17 protein-coding genes and 2 pseudogenes are annotated in these 18,543 nt (G+C 43.2%); 10 read left to right on the top strand and 9 right to left on the bottom strand.

Annotation, left to right across the window (positions count from 1 at the left end; all coding sequences use genetic code 11):
* The first annotated feature begins 98 nt into the window (after window positions 1-98).
* The gene (locus LNL84_RS12500; protein WP_244357846.1) at window positions 99-575 is read left to right on the top strand and encodes a site-specific integrase; all 477 of its coding nucleotides are present in this window, start codon (window positions 99-101) and stop codon (window positions 573-575) included.
* 356 nt (window positions 576-931) lie between these two features.
* Here LNL84_RS12500 and LNL84_RS12495 read toward each other — a convergent pair whose 3' ends face one another.
* Window positions 932-1,534 (bottom strand): GntR family transcriptional regulator, encoded by a 603-nt coding sequence (locus LNL84_RS12495; RefSeq protein WP_244357845.1) that lies wholly within the window; start codon window positions 1,532-1,534, stop codon window positions 932-934.
* Between the two features lie 207 nt (window positions 1,535-1,741).
* Here LNL84_RS12495 and LNL84_RS12490 point away from each other — a divergent pair, with 207 nt between their 5' ends.
* From LNL84_RS12490 to LNL84_RS12460, 7 genes are read left to right on the top strand one after another with little or no spacing between them, the layout of a single operon-like run.
* Window positions 1,742-2,587: an amidohydrolase family protein gene (locus LNL84_RS12490; RefSeq protein ID WP_244357843.1), complete on the top strand. Its 846-nt coding sequence runs from the start codon at window positions 1,742-1,744 to the stop codon at window positions 2,585-2,587.
* Window positions 2,588-2,598: 11 nt separating this feature from the next.
* Window positions 2,599-3,996 (top strand): PTS galactitol transporter subunit IIC, encoded by a 1,398-nt coding sequence (locus LNL84_RS12485; RefSeq protein ID WP_244357841.1) that lies wholly within the window; start codon window positions 2,599-2,601, stop codon window positions 3,994-3,996.
* A gap of 20 nt (window positions 3,997-4,016) precedes the next feature.
* Complete coding sequence (locus LNL84_RS12480; protein ID WP_244357840.1) at window positions 4,017-5,009, top strand: aldo/keto reductase; 993 nt, start codon at window positions 4,017-4,019, stop codon at window positions 5,007-5,009.
* 54 nt (window positions 5,010-5,063) lie between these two features.
* A complete protein-coding gene (locus LNL84_RS12475) occupies window positions 5,064-6,173 on the top strand; it encodes a mandelate racemase/muconate lactonizing enzyme family protein (RefSeq protein ID WP_244357838.1) in 1,110 nt (369 codons plus the stop codon).
* Window positions 6,173-7,000 (top strand): dihydrodipicolinate synthase family protein, encoded by an 828-nt coding sequence (locus LNL84_RS12470; protein WP_244357836.1) that lies wholly within the window; start codon window positions 6,173-6,175, stop codon window positions 6,998-7,000. Before LNL84_RS12475 ends, LNL84_RS12470 begins: the two co-directional genes overlap by 1 nt.
* A 51-nt stretch (window positions 7,001-7,051) precedes the next feature.
* Complete coding sequence (locus LNL84_RS12465; RefSeq protein WP_244357834.1) at window positions 7,052-8,200, top strand: iron-containing alcohol dehydrogenase; 1,149 nt, start codon at window positions 7,052-7,054, stop codon at window positions 8,198-8,200.
* Between the two features lie 42 nt (window positions 8,201-8,242).
* Window positions 8,243-8,704, top strand: coding sequence for an L-rhamnose mutarotase (locus LNL84_RS12460; protein WP_244357832.1), 462 nt, complete (start codon window positions 8,243-8,245; stop codon window positions 8,702-8,704).
* 185 nt (window positions 8,705-8,889) lie between these two features.
* Here LNL84_RS12460 and LNL84_RS12455 read toward each other — a convergent pair whose 3' ends face one another.
* Window positions 8,890-9,135, bottom strand: a complete 246-nt coding sequence (locus tag LNL84_RS12455) for an arylsulfatase regulator (RefSeq protein ID WP_244357830.1) — start codon at window positions 9,133-9,135, stop codon at window positions 8,890-8,892.
* Entirely contained in the window at window positions 9,123-9,707 is a 585-nt protein-coding gene (locus LNL84_RS12450; RefSeq protein ID WP_244357828.1) for a recombinase family protein, read from the bottom strand. Before LNL84_RS12450 ends, LNL84_RS12455 begins: the two co-directional genes overlap by 13 nt.
* A 148-nt stretch (window positions 9,708-9,855) precedes the next feature.
* Between LNL84_RS12450 and LNL84_RS12445 the strand changes: the two are divergent.
* Window positions 9,856-12,903: pseudogene (locus LNL84_RS12445) on the top strand (Tn3 family transposase).
* Window positions 12,904-12,936: 33 nt separating this feature from the next.
* Window positions 12,937-13,301: pseudogene (locus LNL84_RS12440) on the top strand (transposase); the annotation flags it as partial.
* Window positions 13,302-13,317: 16 nt separating this feature from the next.
* Here the strand turns inward: LNL84_RS12440 and LNL84_RS12435 are convergent.
* The 6 genes from LNL84_RS12435 to LNL84_RS12415 all read right to left on the bottom strand — a co-directional run bounded on the left by LNL84_RS12435 (window position 13,318) and on the right by LNL84_RS12415 (window position 18,543).
* On the bottom strand, window positions 13,318-13,845 hold the full coding sequence (locus LNL84_RS12435) for a hypothetical protein (RefSeq protein ID WP_244357826.1): 528 nt from the start codon (window positions 13,843-13,845) through the stop codon (window positions 13,318-13,320).
* Window positions 13,846-13,909: 64 nt separating this feature from the next.
* A complete protein-coding gene (locus LNL84_RS19820) occupies window positions 13,910-14,245 on the bottom strand; it encodes a DUF202 domain-containing protein (RefSeq protein ID WP_425244307.1) in 336 nt (111 codons plus the stop codon).
* Window positions 14,239-14,619 (bottom strand): YidH family protein, encoded by a 381-nt coding sequence (locus LNL84_RS12430; RefSeq protein WP_244357824.1) that lies wholly within the window; start codon window positions 14,617-14,619, stop codon window positions 14,239-14,241. The genes LNL84_RS19820 and LNL84_RS12430 overlap by 7 nt, the downstream gene beginning before the upstream one ends.
* Window positions 14,620-14,635: 16 nt before the next feature.
* Window positions 14,636-15,556 carry an ROK family protein gene (locus LNL84_RS12425; RefSeq protein WP_244357822.1) on the bottom strand — a complete coding sequence of 307 codons (921 nt, stop codon included), beginning with the start codon at window positions 15,554-15,556 and terminating at the stop codon, window positions 14,636-14,638.
* 10 nt (window positions 15,557-15,566) lie between these two features.
* Window positions 15,567-17,048: a sulfatase gene (locus LNL84_RS12420; protein WP_244357820.1), complete on the bottom strand. Its 1,482-nt coding sequence runs from the start codon at window positions 17,046-17,048 to the stop codon at window positions 15,567-15,569.
* Window positions 17,035-18,543 carry a tripartite tricarboxylate transporter permease gene (locus LNL84_RS12415; RefSeq protein ID WP_244357818.1) on the bottom strand — a complete coding sequence of 503 codons (1,509 nt, stop codon included), beginning with the start codon at window positions 18,541-18,543 and terminating at the stop codon, window positions 17,035-17,037. The genes LNL84_RS12420 and LNL84_RS12415 overlap by 14 nt, the downstream gene beginning before the upstream one ends.

Below are 18,543 nucleotides of genomic sequence, written 5' to 3'. Positions count from 1 at the left end.
CGTGGGTTCATGGGGCGGATACTAATTTTCCCCTCTTAACGTGGGAAGTTGATAATGCAAAGCTAGGGATTGAATCTGGAATGCTTTGTGTGGAAGCAATGCAATTTCTTATTTATGAGTGCTTGAAACGTGGTCGAGTAGATAGTGAAAATACTTGGTGGACTTATGCCCGTCACTTAAATCAATTCCTGACATTCTGTGAACAGAACGGTGTAGATTGGCGAGATATTTCTGAAAGCAGTGAAGATGAAATGCTAGTCAGTGCCTATCGTGACCTTTGTGTTGGTGAGTTTGGTATGTCAGTTAATTCGACCAATCAGCATTTAAGAACGATAGTACGCTTTTATAGCTATGGTGTTGGCAGATGGTTTGACTCATTACCTTATTCGCTAGAGTTAGTTTCAGTGCGCAAGGGTCAGCAGTTCTTAGCCCACACCGAGAGAAATGGTGGTAAGAAATACAGCTCTGATTTGATGATGAAAACTTTTGAAAAGAAAGCTCAGTTTTTATCGGCTAATGAAGTTCAAGAATTGCTATCTTCGATTGAAAATCCAACACTATTGGAACGGAACTAGGTTTTAAGTCCGGTGGTCGAGCCTCGCTCCAACGGTTCAAGTTAACATTAAGAATAATGGAAGCGCAGTGCAACAATGGTGAGCCGATCTCAAAGTTTCTAGATTACCTTGAGTTGAGTAAAACGACTTACCATACTTGGGGTTATTCATTAGATTCTAATTTTGTAGAACCTCTGACAAGATTTAGTCCAACTGGCCTTCAGAGGCAAAGATCATGGCAGCATTCTCAAGTAGTTCTTTTTTCCAAGTAGATATTTGGTTGGTGTGTAGGTTGTACTTCTGTGTCAAGTGAGACCTTAAAGTTGGGCTTTAACCATTGCCGTAATATTAGTTTCTACGGCAATGTTTTTCATAAATTATATTACATCAATTAACCGGTTATAGGAATTACTGATGTGAACCTTTAGTGTCTCAGCCGTGAGGTCAAAATCATCCTTCATTATAGCTTCAGCGATAGCAAGGTGCTCTTTATTTGATTCTTGAACATAATAGTTCTGTCTGTCATCCCTCAATAGTGAGAGTCTATCATTAATATGAGTCAGTATACCAATGAGCGGAGTGTTATCTGTAGCCTTGTAAATTAAGTCGTGGAACATTCTATCAAGCTTATGCACTTCTTCAAATTCTTGGCACTGTGATTGGTTGTTCAACGTTTCAATAAACTCTGATATATGATTCTTGTCTAATTTAGGCCATGCTAGTTTAAGAGCGAGCACTTCAATATCAGCTCTTATCTGATAGATATGCTTTAGTTCTCTGAAAGACACCTCAGAAACCACTTTGACTCGTTCACTCTTAGAAATAATCCAACCTTCATGCATTAATAACGTGAGAGCCTCTCTCACGGGGGTTCGACTGGTCTCCAACTTTTTCGATATTTCTGTTTCAGTGATTGAATCTTTAAGTTCACGATTAATAATCAGATCTTTAATTTTCTGATAAACGCCAAATCTAGACATGCTGCCCCCTTGATTGAATGCCCTCACCACCCAGATTGTATGCACTAATGACAAAGGCGGGTGAGTATGTGAGGCCTTTATTAATTCCAAGCATCCGCTTGTTTTTTAGCCACTTTCGTGACGCTTTACTCAGTTGCAAAGGCAACGGTAGTGTATATTTTGTGCATACATTAAATATACACCAATGAGTACAAAAGGAAAGTTTGTATGAGAATATTTGATAGTCATAACCACATATGGCGATGCGAAGGCGAGCACTTCGCATGGATAACTGACGACCTAAAAGTCATAAAACGCGACTTCTCGATTTCTGATCTTGAAAGTGTTCTTGCTGACAATAAGGTAGAAAAAAGCGTGTTAGTGCAGGCGGTTCCAGAAATCTGGGAAACCCGTGAGCTACTTGACATTGCCGAGGCTTCAGACACTGTTGTGGGTGTCATTGGCTGGGTTGACGTTACTAAGGGCAACCAAGTCGGCGAGGACATCGCATCACTAAAACAAAGTTACTCAAAGTTATGTGGCATTCGTTACATGTCACAAGGCTTACCGCCAGAACACCTTATGGAGTCCCAATTCGTTGAAGGGGTAAAGCAAGTTGGCAATGAAGGTTTGATTTATGAGCTATTGATCACCACCGCACAACTGCAACAAGCCACCAAGTTGGTCTCGCAGTGCCCAGATATGACGTTCATTGTTGAGCACATTGCTAAGCCCGCTATCCGTGACGGTGAATTTGAGCAATGGTCAGACGATTTGCATACGCTTGCCGCGTACCCAAACGTGCACTGTAAATTGTCTGGGATAGTCACGGAAGCCGATTTTGCTTCTTGGAATGCCTCTGAAATTACTCCCTACATGGATGCCGTGTTGAGTGCCTTTGGAGAAAACCGCGTCATCTATGGTTCTGATTACCCAGTCTGTTTGCTAGCAGCAAGTTACCCTCAAGTCTTAACATTGGTGACCAACTGGTTGAACGATAACCCTGAAGTATCCGCAGATAAGATCCTTTACTCGAATGCAGAAGCGCTGTATTTGAATCCATTAACTAAATAAGGAATGCTGTTATGGAGTTTGTGCAAATGATATTGGGCTTCGGTCCAGCAGTAGTAATACCGATTATCATGTTCATCTTTGCCCTTATATTTGGTGCAAAGATTGCAGATTCGGCGAAAAATGCGATGACTGTTGGTATCGGTTTTTTAGGCCTCTCCCTGCTCATTGGGTTTATGGTGAGTTCACTATCAGCTTCAACCGAAGCTATGGTCGAAAACCTAGGCCTTCACTATGAAGTGCTTGACTTAGGATGGCCATTAATTAGTGCGTTTAGTTTAGCTGCGCTATCACTTCCCATTGTTTATGCCCTTTGTTTCGTCATCAACCTAGCGATGATTGCGACCAACACGACCAAGACACTCAACGTTGATTTCTGGAACTACTGGCACTTTGTCTTTGCCGCGATCATTGTCGAACGCTTAACTGGTAACTTTTATCTCGGCATTATTGGTGGCGTATCCACCTTTATTATCACGATTAAAATTGCCGACTATATTGCCCCTCGAGTTCAAGAATTCTGTGAAACGCCAAATGTGACGATCACTCAAGCTGAAATCGTGGCATGGGCACCATTGGCATTCGCAATGGATAAAATTGTCGACAAAATCCCAGGGCTTAACAAAGTCGATATCAATATTGCTTCCCTTGAGAAAAAGCTTGGATTCTTTGGTAGTCCACTCGCTATGGGAGCTATTCTAGGTGTGCTCATTGCGTTACTGGGTGCGCTGCCTATTGATCAAGTCGTTAAATCTGGAATGAACTTCGCCGCGGTGATGGTCTTATTGCCAACCATGGCTGGCGTGTTGGTGAGTGGCTTGGTGCCGATCACTGAGGCTGCCAGCGAATGGGTAAAGAAAAAGTTCCCGAATAAATCCCTGTACTTTGGTATTTCTGGAGAGATCACTTTTAAAAACCCTGCGGTACTGTCTGTCGGTATTTTAATGGTGCCACTGACTATCTTGTTAAGTGCCGTTTTACCGGGGAATACCATGATGCCATTCGCTGATATTCCTTATTTACCGATGTTTGTGGTCTTTGGTACCGTGGCAGCCAACGGCAACATGTTCCGTGGCCTGGTTAACGGCATTCTTATCGCAAGCTGTATTTTGTGGTTTGGTACTGATTTGGCACAAATTACTCATGAACTGGCGGTGGATGCGAACCTAGAAGTGCCACCGAACATGCTTGCTTCGTCTATTGATGGTGGCTCACACGCAACGAGCTGGGTGTTCTTCAAACTCTTTGAAGTCATGTCTTCTATGAACTCATTTATTAGTGGTGTCATTGTTCTAGTTGCTTCGATTGTGTTGTCGTACTTAATCAAGTTCTTGTTCCCTACAAACGAAAGAACCAATATTGGCGACAGCAATGAAACAGCAGCGGACTCAACAGAAGAACAAACCGTTTAACTCAATATAAAGGTCTAAATATGAAACATAATACGATTGAAAAAATTGGTCTTGAAGTACCGAGTTTAACTTTTGGAGGAGCGTCAATTGCCAACCTATTTTTAAACTTATCCAATACTCAAGCTAACGATACGGTAGAGGCGGCAATAAAAGCAGGATTTAGGTACTTTGATACCGCTCCTCATTATGGTGCGGGTCTATCTGAGCTTCGTCTTGGTCTTGGGTTGCGCGCTTTATCAAGAGGTGAGTACATTTTATCAACGAAAGTTGGCCGCCTGCTTGCACCACGCGAAGAAGGCTTGGAAGCGGGTGAATTCTTCCATGAGGAGAATCCGTTCAACCGAGTCTATGACTATACCTACGAAGGCATCATGACGTCATTTGAACATTCTGTTCAGCGTTTAGGTACCCGTTATATTGACTTACTGCATGTTCACGATCTTGGAACGTACACGCATGGCGAAACTGACGCTGAAAGAAAACACTTTAACGACTTTATCACTTCAGGTGTGTTTGCGTTAGAAGAGCTAAAAGCGAAAGGGCTTATCAAAGGTTACGGATTAGGTGCCAATGAAGAGCAAATTTTTCTAGAGCTGTTTGAGGCAGGTTTCAGACCTGACGTCGTCATGCTGGCGAATAGGTATAACCTGCTAGAGCCGAATAGGGAAGAGTTTTTTGCCGCGTGTCGCCAACATCAAGTTTCGGTGGCGGTCGCTGCGCCGTTCGCCACAGGTGTACTGGTGGCGGGTGTCAAAAAAGCGAGCTCCCTATACGAATACGGTCAAGTGCCTGAGTCAGTAGTGAAAAAGGTTGAAGCGATTGAAAGCATTTGTAAGCGCCATTCAGTGCCAATTGGTGCGGTTGCCTTGCAGTTCCCACTGCGAAACCCGTCTGTCGTTACGGTGACTTGCGGGGTAGCAACGCCGGAGCAAGCACAAATGAATATGCAATGGGCTTCAATGAGCATTCCTGATGCCGTTTGGGCCGACCTTGCGGAAATAGGTATCAAGTAGAGTAAACAATACAAACCACCGCAGCATGCATGCTGCGGTGGGTAAGGAGCGAAAATGAGTAATAAAATTGTTAAAGCTGAGCTGTGGATGGTTGACCTAAAACCAAAGGTTAAGCGTACAGATGCGATTCAAGCTTTTGAGTCACAGGAGACGCCCATCTTAAGCATCACCACAGAAGATGGCCTTGTTGGAGTGGGGTATACCTATACCATAGGAACGGGAGGCTCATCAGTCATTGCCCTATTGCAGGATCATTTGCTTCCAAAGTTGATAGGTAAAGATGCTTCAATGGTGGAGCAAGTTTGGCATGAACTTTTACTATCAACCCATGCGACCTCTGTTGGTCCTATCACCTCACTCTCTTTGGCAGCGATAGATACGGCGCTATGGGATCTAAGGTGTAAACGTGCCAACGAGCCTCTCTACAAACTGGCAGGCGGGCGTTCGGGAAAAATCCGTCTTTACACCACCGAAGGGGGTTGGCTGCATCTGACTCCGGAAGAGCTCATCAAAGATGCCCAGAAAGTTAAAGCCGAAGGGTTTATTGGTTCGAAAGTCAAAGTGGGGCTGCACCCTAACCAAGACATCTCTCGACTGAAAGCGGTCCGTGAAGCCATGGGGCCTGATTACTCAATTAAAACCGATTGCAATCAATCGATGACACTATCAGAAGCCCAGGCTCGCGTGCGTCAGTTTGAAGAGCTGGGCATTGGTTGGATTGAGGAGCCATTTTTAGCACACGATGTAGATTCGCATGCAGCTCTGAATAAAAGCACCACTATCCCTGTTGCGGTTGGCGAATCCATCTATTCGATCCACCACTTTAAAGAGTACTTAAAGCACGATGCTGCCGAAATTATCCAAGTCGATGTTGCTCGTATCGGTGGGATTACCCCGTGGTTAAAAGTGGCGCATATGGCCGAGTGCTTTGGCAAGATTGTTTGTCCTCATTTCCTGATGGAACTGCACGTGTCATTGTGTTGCGCTATCAATAACTCTCGATGGCTTGAATACATCCCTCAACTCGACAGCATTACTCACAAAGCGGTGAGAATCGAAAACGGATTTGCTTACCCACCAACAGAACCCGGGCTTGGTATTGATTGGAACTGGGAAATGATCCGTGAAATTTCAATTTATCACCGAGAGTTTAAGGAGTCGTGATGAAAGGAATTTATTGTCCATCTGTCGTTCTTTTCGACCAAGATAAGAAGCTAGATATAGAAGCGAACAAAGCGTATTGGCAGCGCCTAGCGAGTTCAAACATAGACGGTGTCGTAATTTTAGGAACGATTGGTGAAAACACAGAGCTCAGCTATGTGGAAAAAGTACGTCTTATTGAAGCGGCAAACGCTGTGTTCAGTCAGACCTCGACGAAGCTTATTGTTGGTGGGTCATCAACTCTGATCAAAGAGACCATTGACTTAGTTCAACTCTGTAATGATATGCCTGCGGTGGATGCAATTTTGTCAATGCCTGCCTTTTATTTTGGATTGACACAAGCGTCAGTAAAATCTCACCTATCAATGGTATGTGAAACGTCTTTAAAGCCAGTCATCGCTTACAATTTCCCAGATAGAAATGGTATTGATATCAGTATAGACACGCTAGCGGAGCTTAAAGTTGAGTTTGATAATTTCTCAGGCGTAAAAAACACATCAAAAAACATTGAGTCTACGATGCTGATGATTTCGCGCTTAGAAGACCAGAATTTTACCGTTTATGCCGGATTTGATGAGCACTTCCTCCCTGCACTCTTCTCAGGTGGAACCAGTGTTATTTCTGGGTTGGTAAACGTGATTCCAGATACGTTTGTCTCGTTAGTCAATGCGTTTCAAACCTGCGATGTCAAACATATGATATGGAAGCATCGAATGATTATTGACCAGCTTCATACGTACCAATTACACCCACATTTCGTTGCTGCAATAAAAAATAAACTTAAAGAATCGGAATTAATTAATAACAGTATTTATCGTGGTGTTTACTAAAATTAAATATTTTCTAACTATATTATCAAAGTCTCTAATAAGGATATTATTATGGTTTTTGCACTGAATTTACCCAAACTTTCTCTATCCGGCGTAGGTGCTGTTGAGGAATCTATCGAAGCACTAGCAAACAAATCGTTATCTCATCCGTTAATCGTAACGGATTCTAATTTAGCTGAGATGGGATTACTAGATGGACTTTACGCCGCCTTAGATCAAAAGAAGATACCCTATACGGTATTTAAAAACGTTACCCCTAATCCGACAGCCGAATTAGTACGAGCTGGCGTTAAATGTTTTAATGACAATGACTGCGATAGCTTCATTGCCGTCGGTGGAGGTAGTCCAATTGATTGTGCCAAAGCCATTCGCATCGTTCAATCTAATGGCGGTGATATCGTCGACTACAACGGTGTTGGATTGGTTAAAAATGATGGCGCGTTCTTTATAGCCATTAATACCACCGCGGGTACGGCAGCAGAAATGACGTCAAACTCGGTCATTACTGATACCGAAAACAAAATAAAAATGGTCATCGTAGATGGCAAGCAAATTCCCGATATCGCAGTGAACGACCCATCACTGATGGTGGGATTACCTGCGCATGTTACCGCATCAACAGGCATGGACGCGCTAACCCATGCTATTGAGTCTATCGTTACACCGGGCGCGAATACCTTGACCAAACCGATGGCCCTCGAAGCTGTTCGCCTTATCAGTCAATGGCTCCCCGTTGCCGTTCAAGACGGCAGTAATATTGAAGCTCGCGGCAAGCTCGCCGATGCACAATTCTTAGCGGGTATGTCATTTAACTCCGCAGGATTGGGCGCTGTTCACGCACTGGCTCATCAGCCTGGTGCCACTCATGATTTACCTCACGGAGTTTGTAACGCGATTCTTCTTCCCAAAGTATGTAAATTTAATGCAGAGGGTGAACCACAAGCTTTTCGATCAATTGCCGAAGCGATGGGGGCAGATACTAGCCAGCTGAATGATTACGAAGCAGCAATGATGGCCGTTGAAAAGATCGAATTCTTGTCATCTCTAGTAGATATTCCTCTTGGCTTATCAACACTTGGTATCAAAGAAAGCGATCTACAAGGTTGGGTAAAGCCGGCAATGAATGACGTGTGCATGGGAGGCAATCCACGCGTTATGTCTGAAGAATCAGTTTTAGAAATGTATAAGTCTGCTCTTTAATTAACAAACCCGACACTAAAACTGTCGGGTTTTTAGGTGATTATGATGTATAAAATAGTTAACATCTTACTAATAAGCTTATCTTTTTTAACTTTTAGGACTTTTGCTGTTGAGTCCATCTATGGTCCAACAAATCCCTCACCAGATACTCTTATTGATGCTAGAGTACGCTATTTTGGCAGTGTCGTCGAACTAAAAGCTACGCATGAAAAGCAATATCGTGAACTTCACGCAGATGTCTGGCCTGAAGTGTTAAATGCAGTTAAAGCTGCAAATATCCACAATTACCATATTTTTATTGCTCCATTGGATGGTAAAAAATACTTATTCAGCTTCTTTGAGTACCATGGAAATGACATGAAAAATGATTTTGCAAAAATGGCCCTTGATGAAACAACTCGAAAAAAGTGGTGGCCTCTTACTGATAGTTATCAAGAGATTATCCCAGGTACACCAGATGGCGAGCAATGGATGAGTTTAGAGAGTTTGATGTCTATTAAATAACCTTACCGCTTCTCTACACGGACTTTCATCCAGTAGAGAGGCGGTTAAGCCCTTTTATCCTAGTCCTTGATATGGGAAGGCGCTCATAATTCGGGTTCTGAGTTTATTAGTCTCCTAAAAGAGGTTCTACGCTGGAACCGCCGAAATTTCCGATTTGATATTTTAATGATCTTTCGGAACTTCAATTACACCATCAGCAATACTCTGCGCCAACCGTTCCATTTAGCAAAGCGGAAATAACCTGGGTATTGAATGCAGATGTAATCCATTTGAACCTTTGATGTACTGTCCATAACCCTTTTGAAGGCATCCATATAGTCATAACAACCTTGTAATAACTGAGCATCTCCATTTTCAGTTTGAGGAAATTGGCAGGCATAATCATGGAGAATCTTTACTAGATGTTGTTGCTCTGTCGTTAAGTCGACCATTTTTGTCCTCGTGAAAGTGTTCGATAAACCGTTGCACGCGAGACTGTAAATCGTTCCGCCAGATCGCTGATAGAGTATTGGCCAGTATCACGCATACGGCATAGTTCTTTTTGTTTTTTTTCAGATAGTTTAGGCTGTTTTCCCTTCAATTTTCCCTTTGAACGGGCAACAGCCATCCCCTCTTTAGTTCGTAGTCGAATAAGGTCTGCTTCAAATTCTGCAAAAGTAGCGAGAATATTGAAGAACATTTTCCCCATCGGATCTGCTGGGTCATAAATACTGTCTCCTAGAGCGAGTTTCGCTCCTCGAGCTTGTAGGATATCAGCAATACCCCTTGCATCAGGTACTGAACGGGCTAAACGATCTAGCTTTGGAACAACTAGCGTATCTCCCTTTCGAACCGCTGCAAGCGCCTGTTCTAGGCCAGGCCTCTGTCGGTTTGAACCAGTCAGTCCTTTGTCGGTATAGATTCTGTCAGTGGAAACGTCTAAATTTATCAGCGCTTCTATCTGGGCGGTTAGGTCTTGTTGGTCTGTGGAGCAACGAGCATAGCCAATCTTGATTCCAGTCATATTAATGTACGTTTAAGGAGGGACAAAATAGATTGATATCGTGCCAGTTATATGAGACAACGTCAGCCTAATAAATAGGCGGATTATTAAAGTGGTTATTATTGTCCGCTTAACGATCTTCTTACGGACATTAATTTCGGGGGGCAAGATGGTAAGTGGTGGTAAAGCCGCTGGTAAAAGTGAACGACTAGCGGTATTAAGTAATGCTGAACAAGAAGCTCTCTATGGCCTCCCTGATTTCGATGATGCACAACAATTAGAGTTTTTGGTTCTGGATGAATCGGAGTTAGCGTTAGTCAACAGTCGAAAAGGGCTTCATGCGCAGCTTTATTGCATTCTGCAGAGTGCTTACTTTAAAGCTAAAAGTCTGTTTTTTCATTTCAATTGGCATGATGTCTTGGACGACTGCAACTTTATCCTAAGTCGTTATTTTCCTGGAGAGTCAATTCCACTTCAATCGCCCTCTAAATATGAACGCTATGCTCAGCGAGAAAAAATATGCAAATTGTATAATTATCGTCCATGGTCCTCAGCATTGTCTTCATTGATTGAACAACAAGCTGTCCATATTGTTCACCGCGATATCACTCCCGGATTTGTTGCCACAGAGCTAATTATCTGGCTCAACGAGAACAAAATTATCAGACCCGGCTATACCACACTTCAAGAACTAGTCAGCAAAGTCCTTTCTAATGAAAGACAAAGATTAGGAAATATTTTAACGGAACAACTCGATGACGCGACTATTGCTCATTTGAACAAGCTGATTGAACGCGATGAAACTCTTTCCGCCTTGCCATTCTCAGGCAAGATGCACGAGACTTCGGATGGCGACAGATGACCCAAGAAAGGGAAAAACGAACCATTTTGGAACCACTGCACCATAAAGCCTGCAACATTTTACCTGCACTGAATATTTCTCAGCAAAATCTGCTGTACTACGCGAGTCTGGCAAACTTCTATACCGTTTACGACCTGCGTAAACTGAAACCCGAGCAAGCACGCCTTTATCTGCTGTGCTTTGCATGGGTTCGTTATCGTCAGTTCAGCGATAACTTGGTGGAAGCCATGTTTTTTCATCTGAAACAGCTTGAGGATGAGAGCCGCCGTGTGGCTAAACAGCTTCTGGTTGACGTTCAAGAAAAACACCGGCGTGAAACGCCTAAGATCGGACGTCTGCTGTCTCTTTATGTTGATGATAGTGTTTCAGACTTTATCACCTTTGGCGAAGTCCGCCGTAGAGCTTGGAAAATCATGCCACGGGAGACATTGCAAACCACCGCTCAGCGCATGAGCGTAAAACCTGTCAGCAAACTGGCATTACAGTGGTAAGCTGTCGATGGTATGACCGCGTTAATCCGGCGTCACCTTCGACCACTATTTCTATCGCTCGACCTCAACAGCGTAGTCAGAGATAGTCCGTGGGTTGAAGCCATGAACTGGCTTAAGGTGGTATTCGGTAAAAAGCAGACGCTTTCGCAGCGACCACTAACAGAATGCCCGAAGGGAACATTACCCAAACGATTACGCCCGTATTTGCTGGAGTTTGACGAGAGTGGCGAGATCATTGGGCTGAATGCTGGGCGATATGAGTTCTGGCTCTGCCGACAGATTAGAAAACGTTTCCAAGCAGGTGAATTCCACCTTAACAACAGCCTCCGCCATCGCCATCTTTCTGATGAACTGGTACCAGAAGGAAAAAAGGCGACTGTACTAGCTGAAATGAATATCCCTTTTTTGCACAAACCGATCAAAACACAACTAAGGAAGCTAGAGTCTGAACTGCATCGACAATGGAAAGCATTCAACCGTGAACTGAAACAGGGGGAAGTTGAAACATGTGGTATACGATAAAGAAACGCAGAAACTGACCTGGCATAAACCCGTTATCAATCGTAATAAAGCGAAAGAGACGCGATTCTATGAACAGCTACCATTTTGTGATGTAGCTGACGTCTTCCAGTTTGTTAACGGACAGTGCAATTTTCTTCAAACCATGAAGCCACTACAGCCCCGCTATGCGAAAAAGAATGCTGATGTTGACAGTTTGATGGCGGTTATCGTTGCTCAAGCAATGAATCATGGTAATCATGTGATGGCCCGAACCAGTGATATTCCATTTCATGTGTTAGAAAGCACGTACGAACAGTACCTCCGCTTAGCGTCACTTGTTACTGCTAATGATTGTATAACCAATGCAATACAGACGCTGCCAATTTTCCCATACTATTCATTTGATCCTGAAACACTTTACGGTGCTGTTGACGGACAGAAGTATGGTGTCGAACGACCAACAGTAAAGGCACGACATTCGCACAAATATTTTGGCCGAGGTAAGGGCATGGTCGCCTACACAATGCTTTGTAACCACATTCCGATTAACGGCTACCTAATTGGAACAAACGACTACGAAGCTCACCATGTCTTTAATATCTGGTATAGAAACACTTCTGAGGTGAAGCCTACAGCCATCACTGGTGATATGCACAGCTTAAGCAAAGCGAACTTTGCGATCTTGTACTGGTTTGGTTTGCGCTTTGAACCTCATTTCACAGCCTTGAACAAGCAGCTAAAGGAGTTGTATTGTGCCAGAGATCCATCGGTCTATAAAAATTGTCTAATTAAACCAGCAGGGCGGATTGATCTTGACCTTATCTGTCGTGAAAAAAACAACCTTGATCGCATTGTGGCCACACTGGGATTGAAAGAAATGACGCAAGGAACGCTAGTCCGCAAATTGTGCACATATTCAACAACCAACCCTACAAGACAAGCTCTATTCGAATATGACCGATTGGTGCGTAGCATTTACACATTGAAGTACCTTCGAGATCCGCAGTTAGAGCGTAATATACGGCGATCCCAGAATAGAGTTGAATCCTATCACCAGTTACGCGCAGCAATAGCCAAAGTTGGTGGAAAGAAGGAATTAACAGGAAAAAATGACATAGAAACGGAAATCAGTAACCAATGTGGTCGGTTAATTTCCAACGCAATCATCTACTACAACTCAGCAATCCTGTCACGATTACTAGAGCGACTGGAAGCGGAAGGCAATACTAAAGGCATTGATGCTTTAACTCGGATATCACCCGTGGCCTGGCAACACATTTTACTGAACGGGCACTATACCTTCCAAAACAGCAATGAAATTATTGATTTGGATGAGTTGGTTGCGGAGCTAAAACTAGGGTAACGGAAATTTCGGCGGTTCCGGCGTAGAACCCCTAATAGTGAGAGCATTGTTCGTTTTTTTGGAAACTAAAGAAAGAGCACTATCCAGTGGAACAAAAGGGACACCTAATCTTAGATGGAGCGGTCTATCACCGAACCGAGTTGGTGAAAGATGCAGCAAAAGTACTCTATATTGATCTTCATTACTTACCGCCCTACAGTCCGAACTTAAATCCGATAGAACGGCTCTGGAAAGTAATGAATGAACATGCACGGAACAATGTTTACTTCTCATCCAAGAGAGAGTTTATCTTCGCAATCAAAGAGTTTTTCGATGTGACACTACCAGAAGTTGCAGGCTCTCTGGTATCCAGAATTACGGATAATTTTCAGCTACTCAAACCTGCATCTTCAAGTTGAACAAGTATAGGTAAGATTATATACTTTTAAGGCGAGTTCGAACTTCAAGCTGCTGTTCGGTCAAATAACGAGCGCGATGAACCTCTGCCTCATGAAGGTTCTGCTCGCGCACTTCCAAATCAGTGCCAAGTTCAAAGTAAATATCACGAATAATGTTCATCGCCTTACTCATCAATGCGCCACTCTCCACCTCAGTAAGCACTGCTTTTCGCTCAAAACCAAGTGCGCTTAAAATATCGTTGAAGTGCATCGAGTAGCCCGAATCTTCAACTTCGAATGTTTTCATTTCAACTTGCTCATCGCTCATAATCCAAACATAAGGTGGGTGCCCTAGTGTGCCAAACCCTATAGCAACAACGTATTCATCAAAATAGAGTTCAATTCGGCGGTCCCAGACCTCTCCAGCTTTCCCAGCTTCGATAACCAAATCAATCCCCTGCTCAAGCTGACTATGATTAAGATGAGCATGCGCATAAATATGCGTATCTGCCCCTACCGTTCTGTCTAGGCGGTCATCCTTTAGGTATTCGCCATATACTGACATTAGCTCGACATTCATACTGATCAAGAGAAGTGGTCCCGATCAATCTTGAAGCTTCAAACACACGCTACATGCTTATTGAACTAGGCAAAAAAACCTGTACTAGCTGCAGAAAATTGAGTAAACCCACTAGGAACACCAAAAACACAATTCCTTTTTTAATCATTACTTCATAGCCTGAGGTTTGATGACTTTCGTAGCGAAATTTTTTGGCACGCCAATGACCGCTACCAAGAAGTAACAGACTTAGCACAACTGAGGAAGTAGCACCAAAAAGTAAACTTGGATCTTGCTCCGTTATGCCATATTTAATCATAACAACCGAAAGAAGTAGACTCAACCACATGGTGCGAAACCATGCTAATACGGTCCTCTCAAGTTGCAAGCCGGGATCTCTTACCATGGCATTTCACCCCCCTGCAGTAGCATCATGATGATCAGTAAAACTGCAATCAAAAACATAATAATACTGATCAACTTAATGGCAGAGGAATAGGGTAACGCTTGACCTGTCCGCATTGCTCGCTCATTAGTTGCCCATCGCGTATAAGCCATTAGCGGTAAGAAAGCTGCCATAGCGCAGAGAATAATCGATACTAAAACTCGCAAATCAGAGTCGGCAAATTCGGGCACTAAGTGCTCAATACCGACAGCACCGGCAAGCAAGGCTAAAGAGGTACGTATCCAAGATAAATATGTACGCTCATTTGCCAATGAAAATCGATAGTCCGGAGCTTGCCCTTGACTTCTCCAGCCTACTTTTCCTTTCCCTTTCATAATTCAACCCAAACTATTAAACATCTAAAGCAAGCATGGCTGCACCACGCACACCACTCGAATCTCCATATTTAGCTTTACTCACTAATGGAAAGGAATCGCGCTCTAAACATAAGTTTGGGAGACGTTCATTAATCAGAGCATACATCTCTTCAAAGTTAGATAAACCGCCGCCCAGCACAATCGAATCAGGATCAAAGATATTTACAAAGGGCGCAATAGACATCACTAAAACGTCAATATACATATTAACAAAAGCAACAGCCTTGGCTTCTTTGTTTCGATACTGCTCAATAATTTTAATCGCGGGAAGAGATTCATTATATTCATTCAAGTATAATGCCTCGAAGCCTGTCCCCGATAAATATCTATCCAAACAGCCATTTTTACCGCACTCGCACCCAAATAGAGGAGCGCGATTATGATGATTAAGTCGATTATATGCTTCCATATTTAAAGGAGTATGCCCTACTTCCATCGGCATACCATTGGAGCCTAAATAAGCTTGTTGTGCAATAGCAAGCCCGCCACCAAAACCAGTACCCAATATAAAACCTAACACGTACATGCCATTTTCTACACTATCACTCTTTGATTCAGAAATCGCAAAGCAGTCTGCATCATTGGCTAAATGTATCTTACGCTTCAATAAATCTTCCAGAGGCGAACGAATTTCTCGCCCATCGATCGCAGGGATATTAGGTGCAAAAATACGCTTAGTTGTCGTCGATTCTGAGCCCGGAATACCAATACCTACAGCTCCTATAATCTCTAAATATGCGTCAGTTTCTAATACAAGCTTTGCTACTGTGTCGATAAACGCTTGAAAGTCCTGCGCGGGTGTTAATAAACGTTTGCAGTACACTTCTTGTAAACACGCATCGTACGCTCTCAGTTCAATTTTCGTTCCACCAATATCCAAACCGTAATACAGCATTTACATCCCCTTAATTACAGTACGGTAGTTGTAATCGTTCATACTGTTCTTTTGGCGCATCGTTTTCTTGCATTAAGACATACATTTTCTCCAGTAATCGTACTTTTATGTGCTCTTCGTGTAGCGGAGTCAATTGCTTTGGATCCGATTTTAGGTCGAAACACACGTCTCCCCACTCCATATGTTTATCAAACTCATAGCATGAGTTCTTAGGCATAAGGTCGTGATTTGCATTGATACGCATCACTGGTGATTGCCGGGTAAACTGGAAATCACGATATAATTCATCATCAGCCAGCTTCATTTCTTCCACGCTAAACGGAACAAACAAATGTGATGGCATTAACGTGTAGTTATAAAGCGGAGTATTTTTTTCGCTCTGAGCCGCACGCATATAGACATAATCACCATCAGTCACATTCACGTGTTTACCAAAATAGCCGAATAATGCTGCCTCTCTCACTTTGGCGTCGTTTTCCATGACTGGCTCTAAATCTTTACCAAGCATTTCTTTTGGCTGACCAATATTAAAGTATCCTAGCAAGGTTGGGCCAATATCGATCGTTTGGACTAACGAGTTTCTTTCTTCGTTTTGCGCTGGGTGCCTTGGATCCCAAATGAAGAATGGAATATTGGCAATTTCATTGTAAGTAGGCATGTAGTTCTTACCAAAGAACCCGTGCTCACCCAGCAGAAATCCATGATCGGTGTTCACGATAAGTAGCGTATCTTCCCAAAGATTATGTTCATCAAAATAGTCGAGTACTTTCCCCAAGTAGTAATCGCACATCGAAAGCGCAGCTGCATAGTTTCGTTTCGCTTCAGCATTGACACCATCCGATTGCTCGACCACTGGCGCATATTTCGGCCAATCGTGGTCTTGGTTTTCCAAATCATACATTTCATAGAAACGGCGCGGGGCAGTATAAGGTTCATGAGGATCGAAATATTCCAAATGTAAGAACCAATTATCTGCATCTTTATTTGCTTTCAGAAAGTCCATACCAGCTTGGAACGTACGTACATGTGGATGGTGACGTTCTTCTTCGGTATACTTTCGGTTAATATCATCTTGACGTCGCAAGTCGAGGCGTTCCTCAAAACCCTCTACTTCCGCCTTCCACCAGTCGCCTTCCTGTCCACGTATCATATCGTAGGAGTTATATCGACTATGATAAGTCAAACCACCATCTTGCCAATAATGAGCGTGGTCAGTAGCAACGTGTGTGTAGACACCATTATTTGACAATAACTCAGGAACTGATTGGTCGAACGGCTCTAATGGCCCCCACGAACGGTGCAAAAAGTTATAACGCCCAGTATGTAATTCACGACGAGCTGGCATACACGGCATACTACCCACATAAGCTCGGTTAAATCGTGCTGTTTTTTCAGCTAATCGCTTAAAGTTTGGCGTATGTGTCCATTCACAACCATAAGCTGATAAATACTCTTTATTTAGAGAGTCAAACATAATATTAACAGCTTTCACTGATTACCTTCCTTTGTCCTTGAGACTTGTATGCTGCATAAAGAACTGAAGCGACGATAACAACGGCATTAATCGCTAAAATAGTAGTACCAATTGGACGCTCAAAGAAAATAGAATATCCGTCCTGAGAAATCAGCAACGAACGTCTAAAGTTTCCTTCGGCAATCGGACCTAAAATAAAGCCAATTACTATAGGTGCTAATGGGAACTTCGCCAATCGCATCATGTAACCAATAAAGCCAAACGCTAACATAACCCAAAGATCAAACATTGATGATTGAAGTGCATAAGTACCCAAAATAGATAACATAACAATAATTGGAACTAATATGCTTTTCTTCACTTTTAATACCGATACAAATAATGGCACCATAAGTACACCCAGGATCAGTAAAGCGACATTACTAAATAAGTAAGAAAGGAATACGCCACCAACCACATCGCCATTAAGTGCAAATAACTGAGGGCCGGGTTGTAAACCAAGTAGCATTAAGGCACTCATTAATACTGCGCATGATGCATCACCCGGCACAGCCAACGCAAACGTTGGAATTAAAGCACCACCGCAACAAGCATTGTTGGAAGCTTCAGTTGCAACAACCCCGCCTTCTGCACCTTTACCAAATTCGTCTCTATTCTTAGCAACGGAACGAGCAATGGCATAAGATGTGAAGGCACTAATAATGCCACCCGCTCCAGGTAATGTACCAAAAAACGTACCAATTAAGCTCGATCGTACTAAGTTAACTTTATGTTTTAATGCAGCAAGTAACGCCTCGGGTGATAACTTAACGGTATCAACCTCCGGTGATTTATTTAAGTGACCACCACGAATTTGAAATAAAGCTTCGGAGATAGCAAACAAGCCAACAACCAACGCCACTACATGAATTCCACCAAGCAACTCACTCGAGCCAAAAGTAAAGCGTTCCGCCATAGAAAGCTGATCAGTGCCTACCGTCGCTAAAAGAAAGCCTAAACAACCACTCATCAAACCTCGAATAGTAGACTCCGCAGACACGACAGCAATAGAAATCAAACCTGTGATGGCTAAAGCAAAGTACTCTGGAGGGCCGAAGTTAAGTGCTAGTTCAGCCAGTAGTGGCGCAAAAAATACCAAAATCAAACCACCGATCATCCCTCCAATCGCAGACGCAGTGATTGCCAAACCGATAGCTTGAGCTGCACGACCACTTTTAGCCATCGGATAACCATCAAGTAAAGTTGCAGCTGCCAAGGGCGTTCCAGGAATACGAAGTAATATCGCTGAGATTGCACCACCACACGAACCGCCAATATAGATAGCGATGAGCAGTCCCATCCCAGCCACTGGAGGTAAGTGATATGCCACTGGGAGCATGAGGATAATACCCATTAGAGGACCTAAACCCGGTAGCACCCCGACAAGGAGCCCAGCAGCACAACCGAAGGTAATACTAAGAAATACCGACCATTCAAAAAAATGATCCACACCTTGAATTAAAATATCAAACAT

Origin of the sequence: Vibrio gelatinilyticus (assembly GCF_022836845.1) — a bacterium.
Lineage (GTDB): Bacteria > Pseudomonadota > Gammaproteobacteria > Enterobacterales > Vibrionaceae > Vibrio > Vibrio gelatinilyticus.
Note: the sequence above shows the minus strand (reverse complement) of the source record. Positions and strands in the feature narration are given on the sequence as shown.

Bases quoted from the DNA above. Each gene is read 5' to 3' on its own strand.
- LNL84_RS12500 (WP_244357846.1), top strand. From the start codon at position 99: ATGCAATTTCTTATTTATGAGTGCTTGAAACGTGGTCGAGTAGATAGT.
- LNL84_RS12495 (WP_244357845.1), bottom strand. From the start codon at position 1,534: ATGTCTAGATTTGGCGTTTATCAGAAAATTAAAGATCTGATTATTAAT.
- LNL84_RS12490 (WP_244357843.1), top strand. From the start codon at position 1,742: ATGAGAATATTTGATAGTCATAACCACATATGGCGATGCGAAGGCGAG.
- LNL84_RS12485 (WP_244357841.1), top strand. From the start codon at position 2,599: ATGGAGTTTGTGCAAATGATATTGGGCTTCGGTCCAGCAGTAGTAATA.
- LNL84_RS12480 (WP_244357840.1), top strand. From the start codon at position 4,017: ATGAAACATAATACGATTGAAAAAATTGGTCTTGAAGTACCGAGTTTA.
- LNL84_RS12475 (WP_244357838.1), top strand. From the start codon at position 5,064: ATGAGTAATAAAATTGTTAAAGCTGAGCTGTGGATGGTTGACCTAAAA.
- LNL84_RS12470 (WP_244357836.1), top strand. From the start codon at position 6,173: ATGAAAGGAATTTATTGTCCATCTGTCGTTCTTTTCGACCAAGATAAG.
- LNL84_RS12465 (WP_244357834.1), top strand. From the start codon at position 7,052: ATGGTTTTTGCACTGAATTTACCCAAACTTTCTCTATCCGGCGTAGGT.
- LNL84_RS12460 (WP_244357832.1), top strand. From the start codon at position 8,243: ATGATGTATAAAATAGTTAACATCTTACTAATAAGCTTATCTTTTTTA.
- LNL84_RS12455 (WP_244357830.1), bottom strand. From the start codon at position 9,135: ATGGTCGACTTAACGACAGAGCAACAACATCTAGTAAAGATTCTCCAT.
- LNL84_RS12450 (WP_244357828.1), bottom strand. From the start codon at position 9,707: ATGACTGGAATCAAGATTGGCTATGCTCGTTGCTCCACAGACCAACAA.
- LNL84_RS12435 (WP_244357826.1), bottom strand. From the start codon at position 13,845: ATGTCAGTATATGGCGAATACCTAAAGGATGACCGCCTAGACAGAACG.
- LNL84_RS19820 (WP_425244307.1), bottom strand. From the start codon at position 14,245: ATGGTAAGAGATCCCGGCTTGCAACTTGAGAGGACCGTATTAGCATGG.
- LNL84_RS12430 (WP_244357824.1), bottom strand. From the start codon at position 14,619: ATGAAAGGGAAAGGAAAAGTAGGCTGGAGAAGTCAAGGGCAAGCTCCG.
- LNL84_RS12425 (WP_244357822.1), bottom strand. From the start codon at position 15,556: ATGCTGTATTACGGTTTGGATATTGGTGGAACGAAAATTGAACTGAGA.
- LNL84_RS12415 (WP_244357818.1), bottom strand. From the start codon at position 18,543: ATGTTTGATATTTTAATTCAAGGTGTGGATCATTTTTTTGAATGGTCG.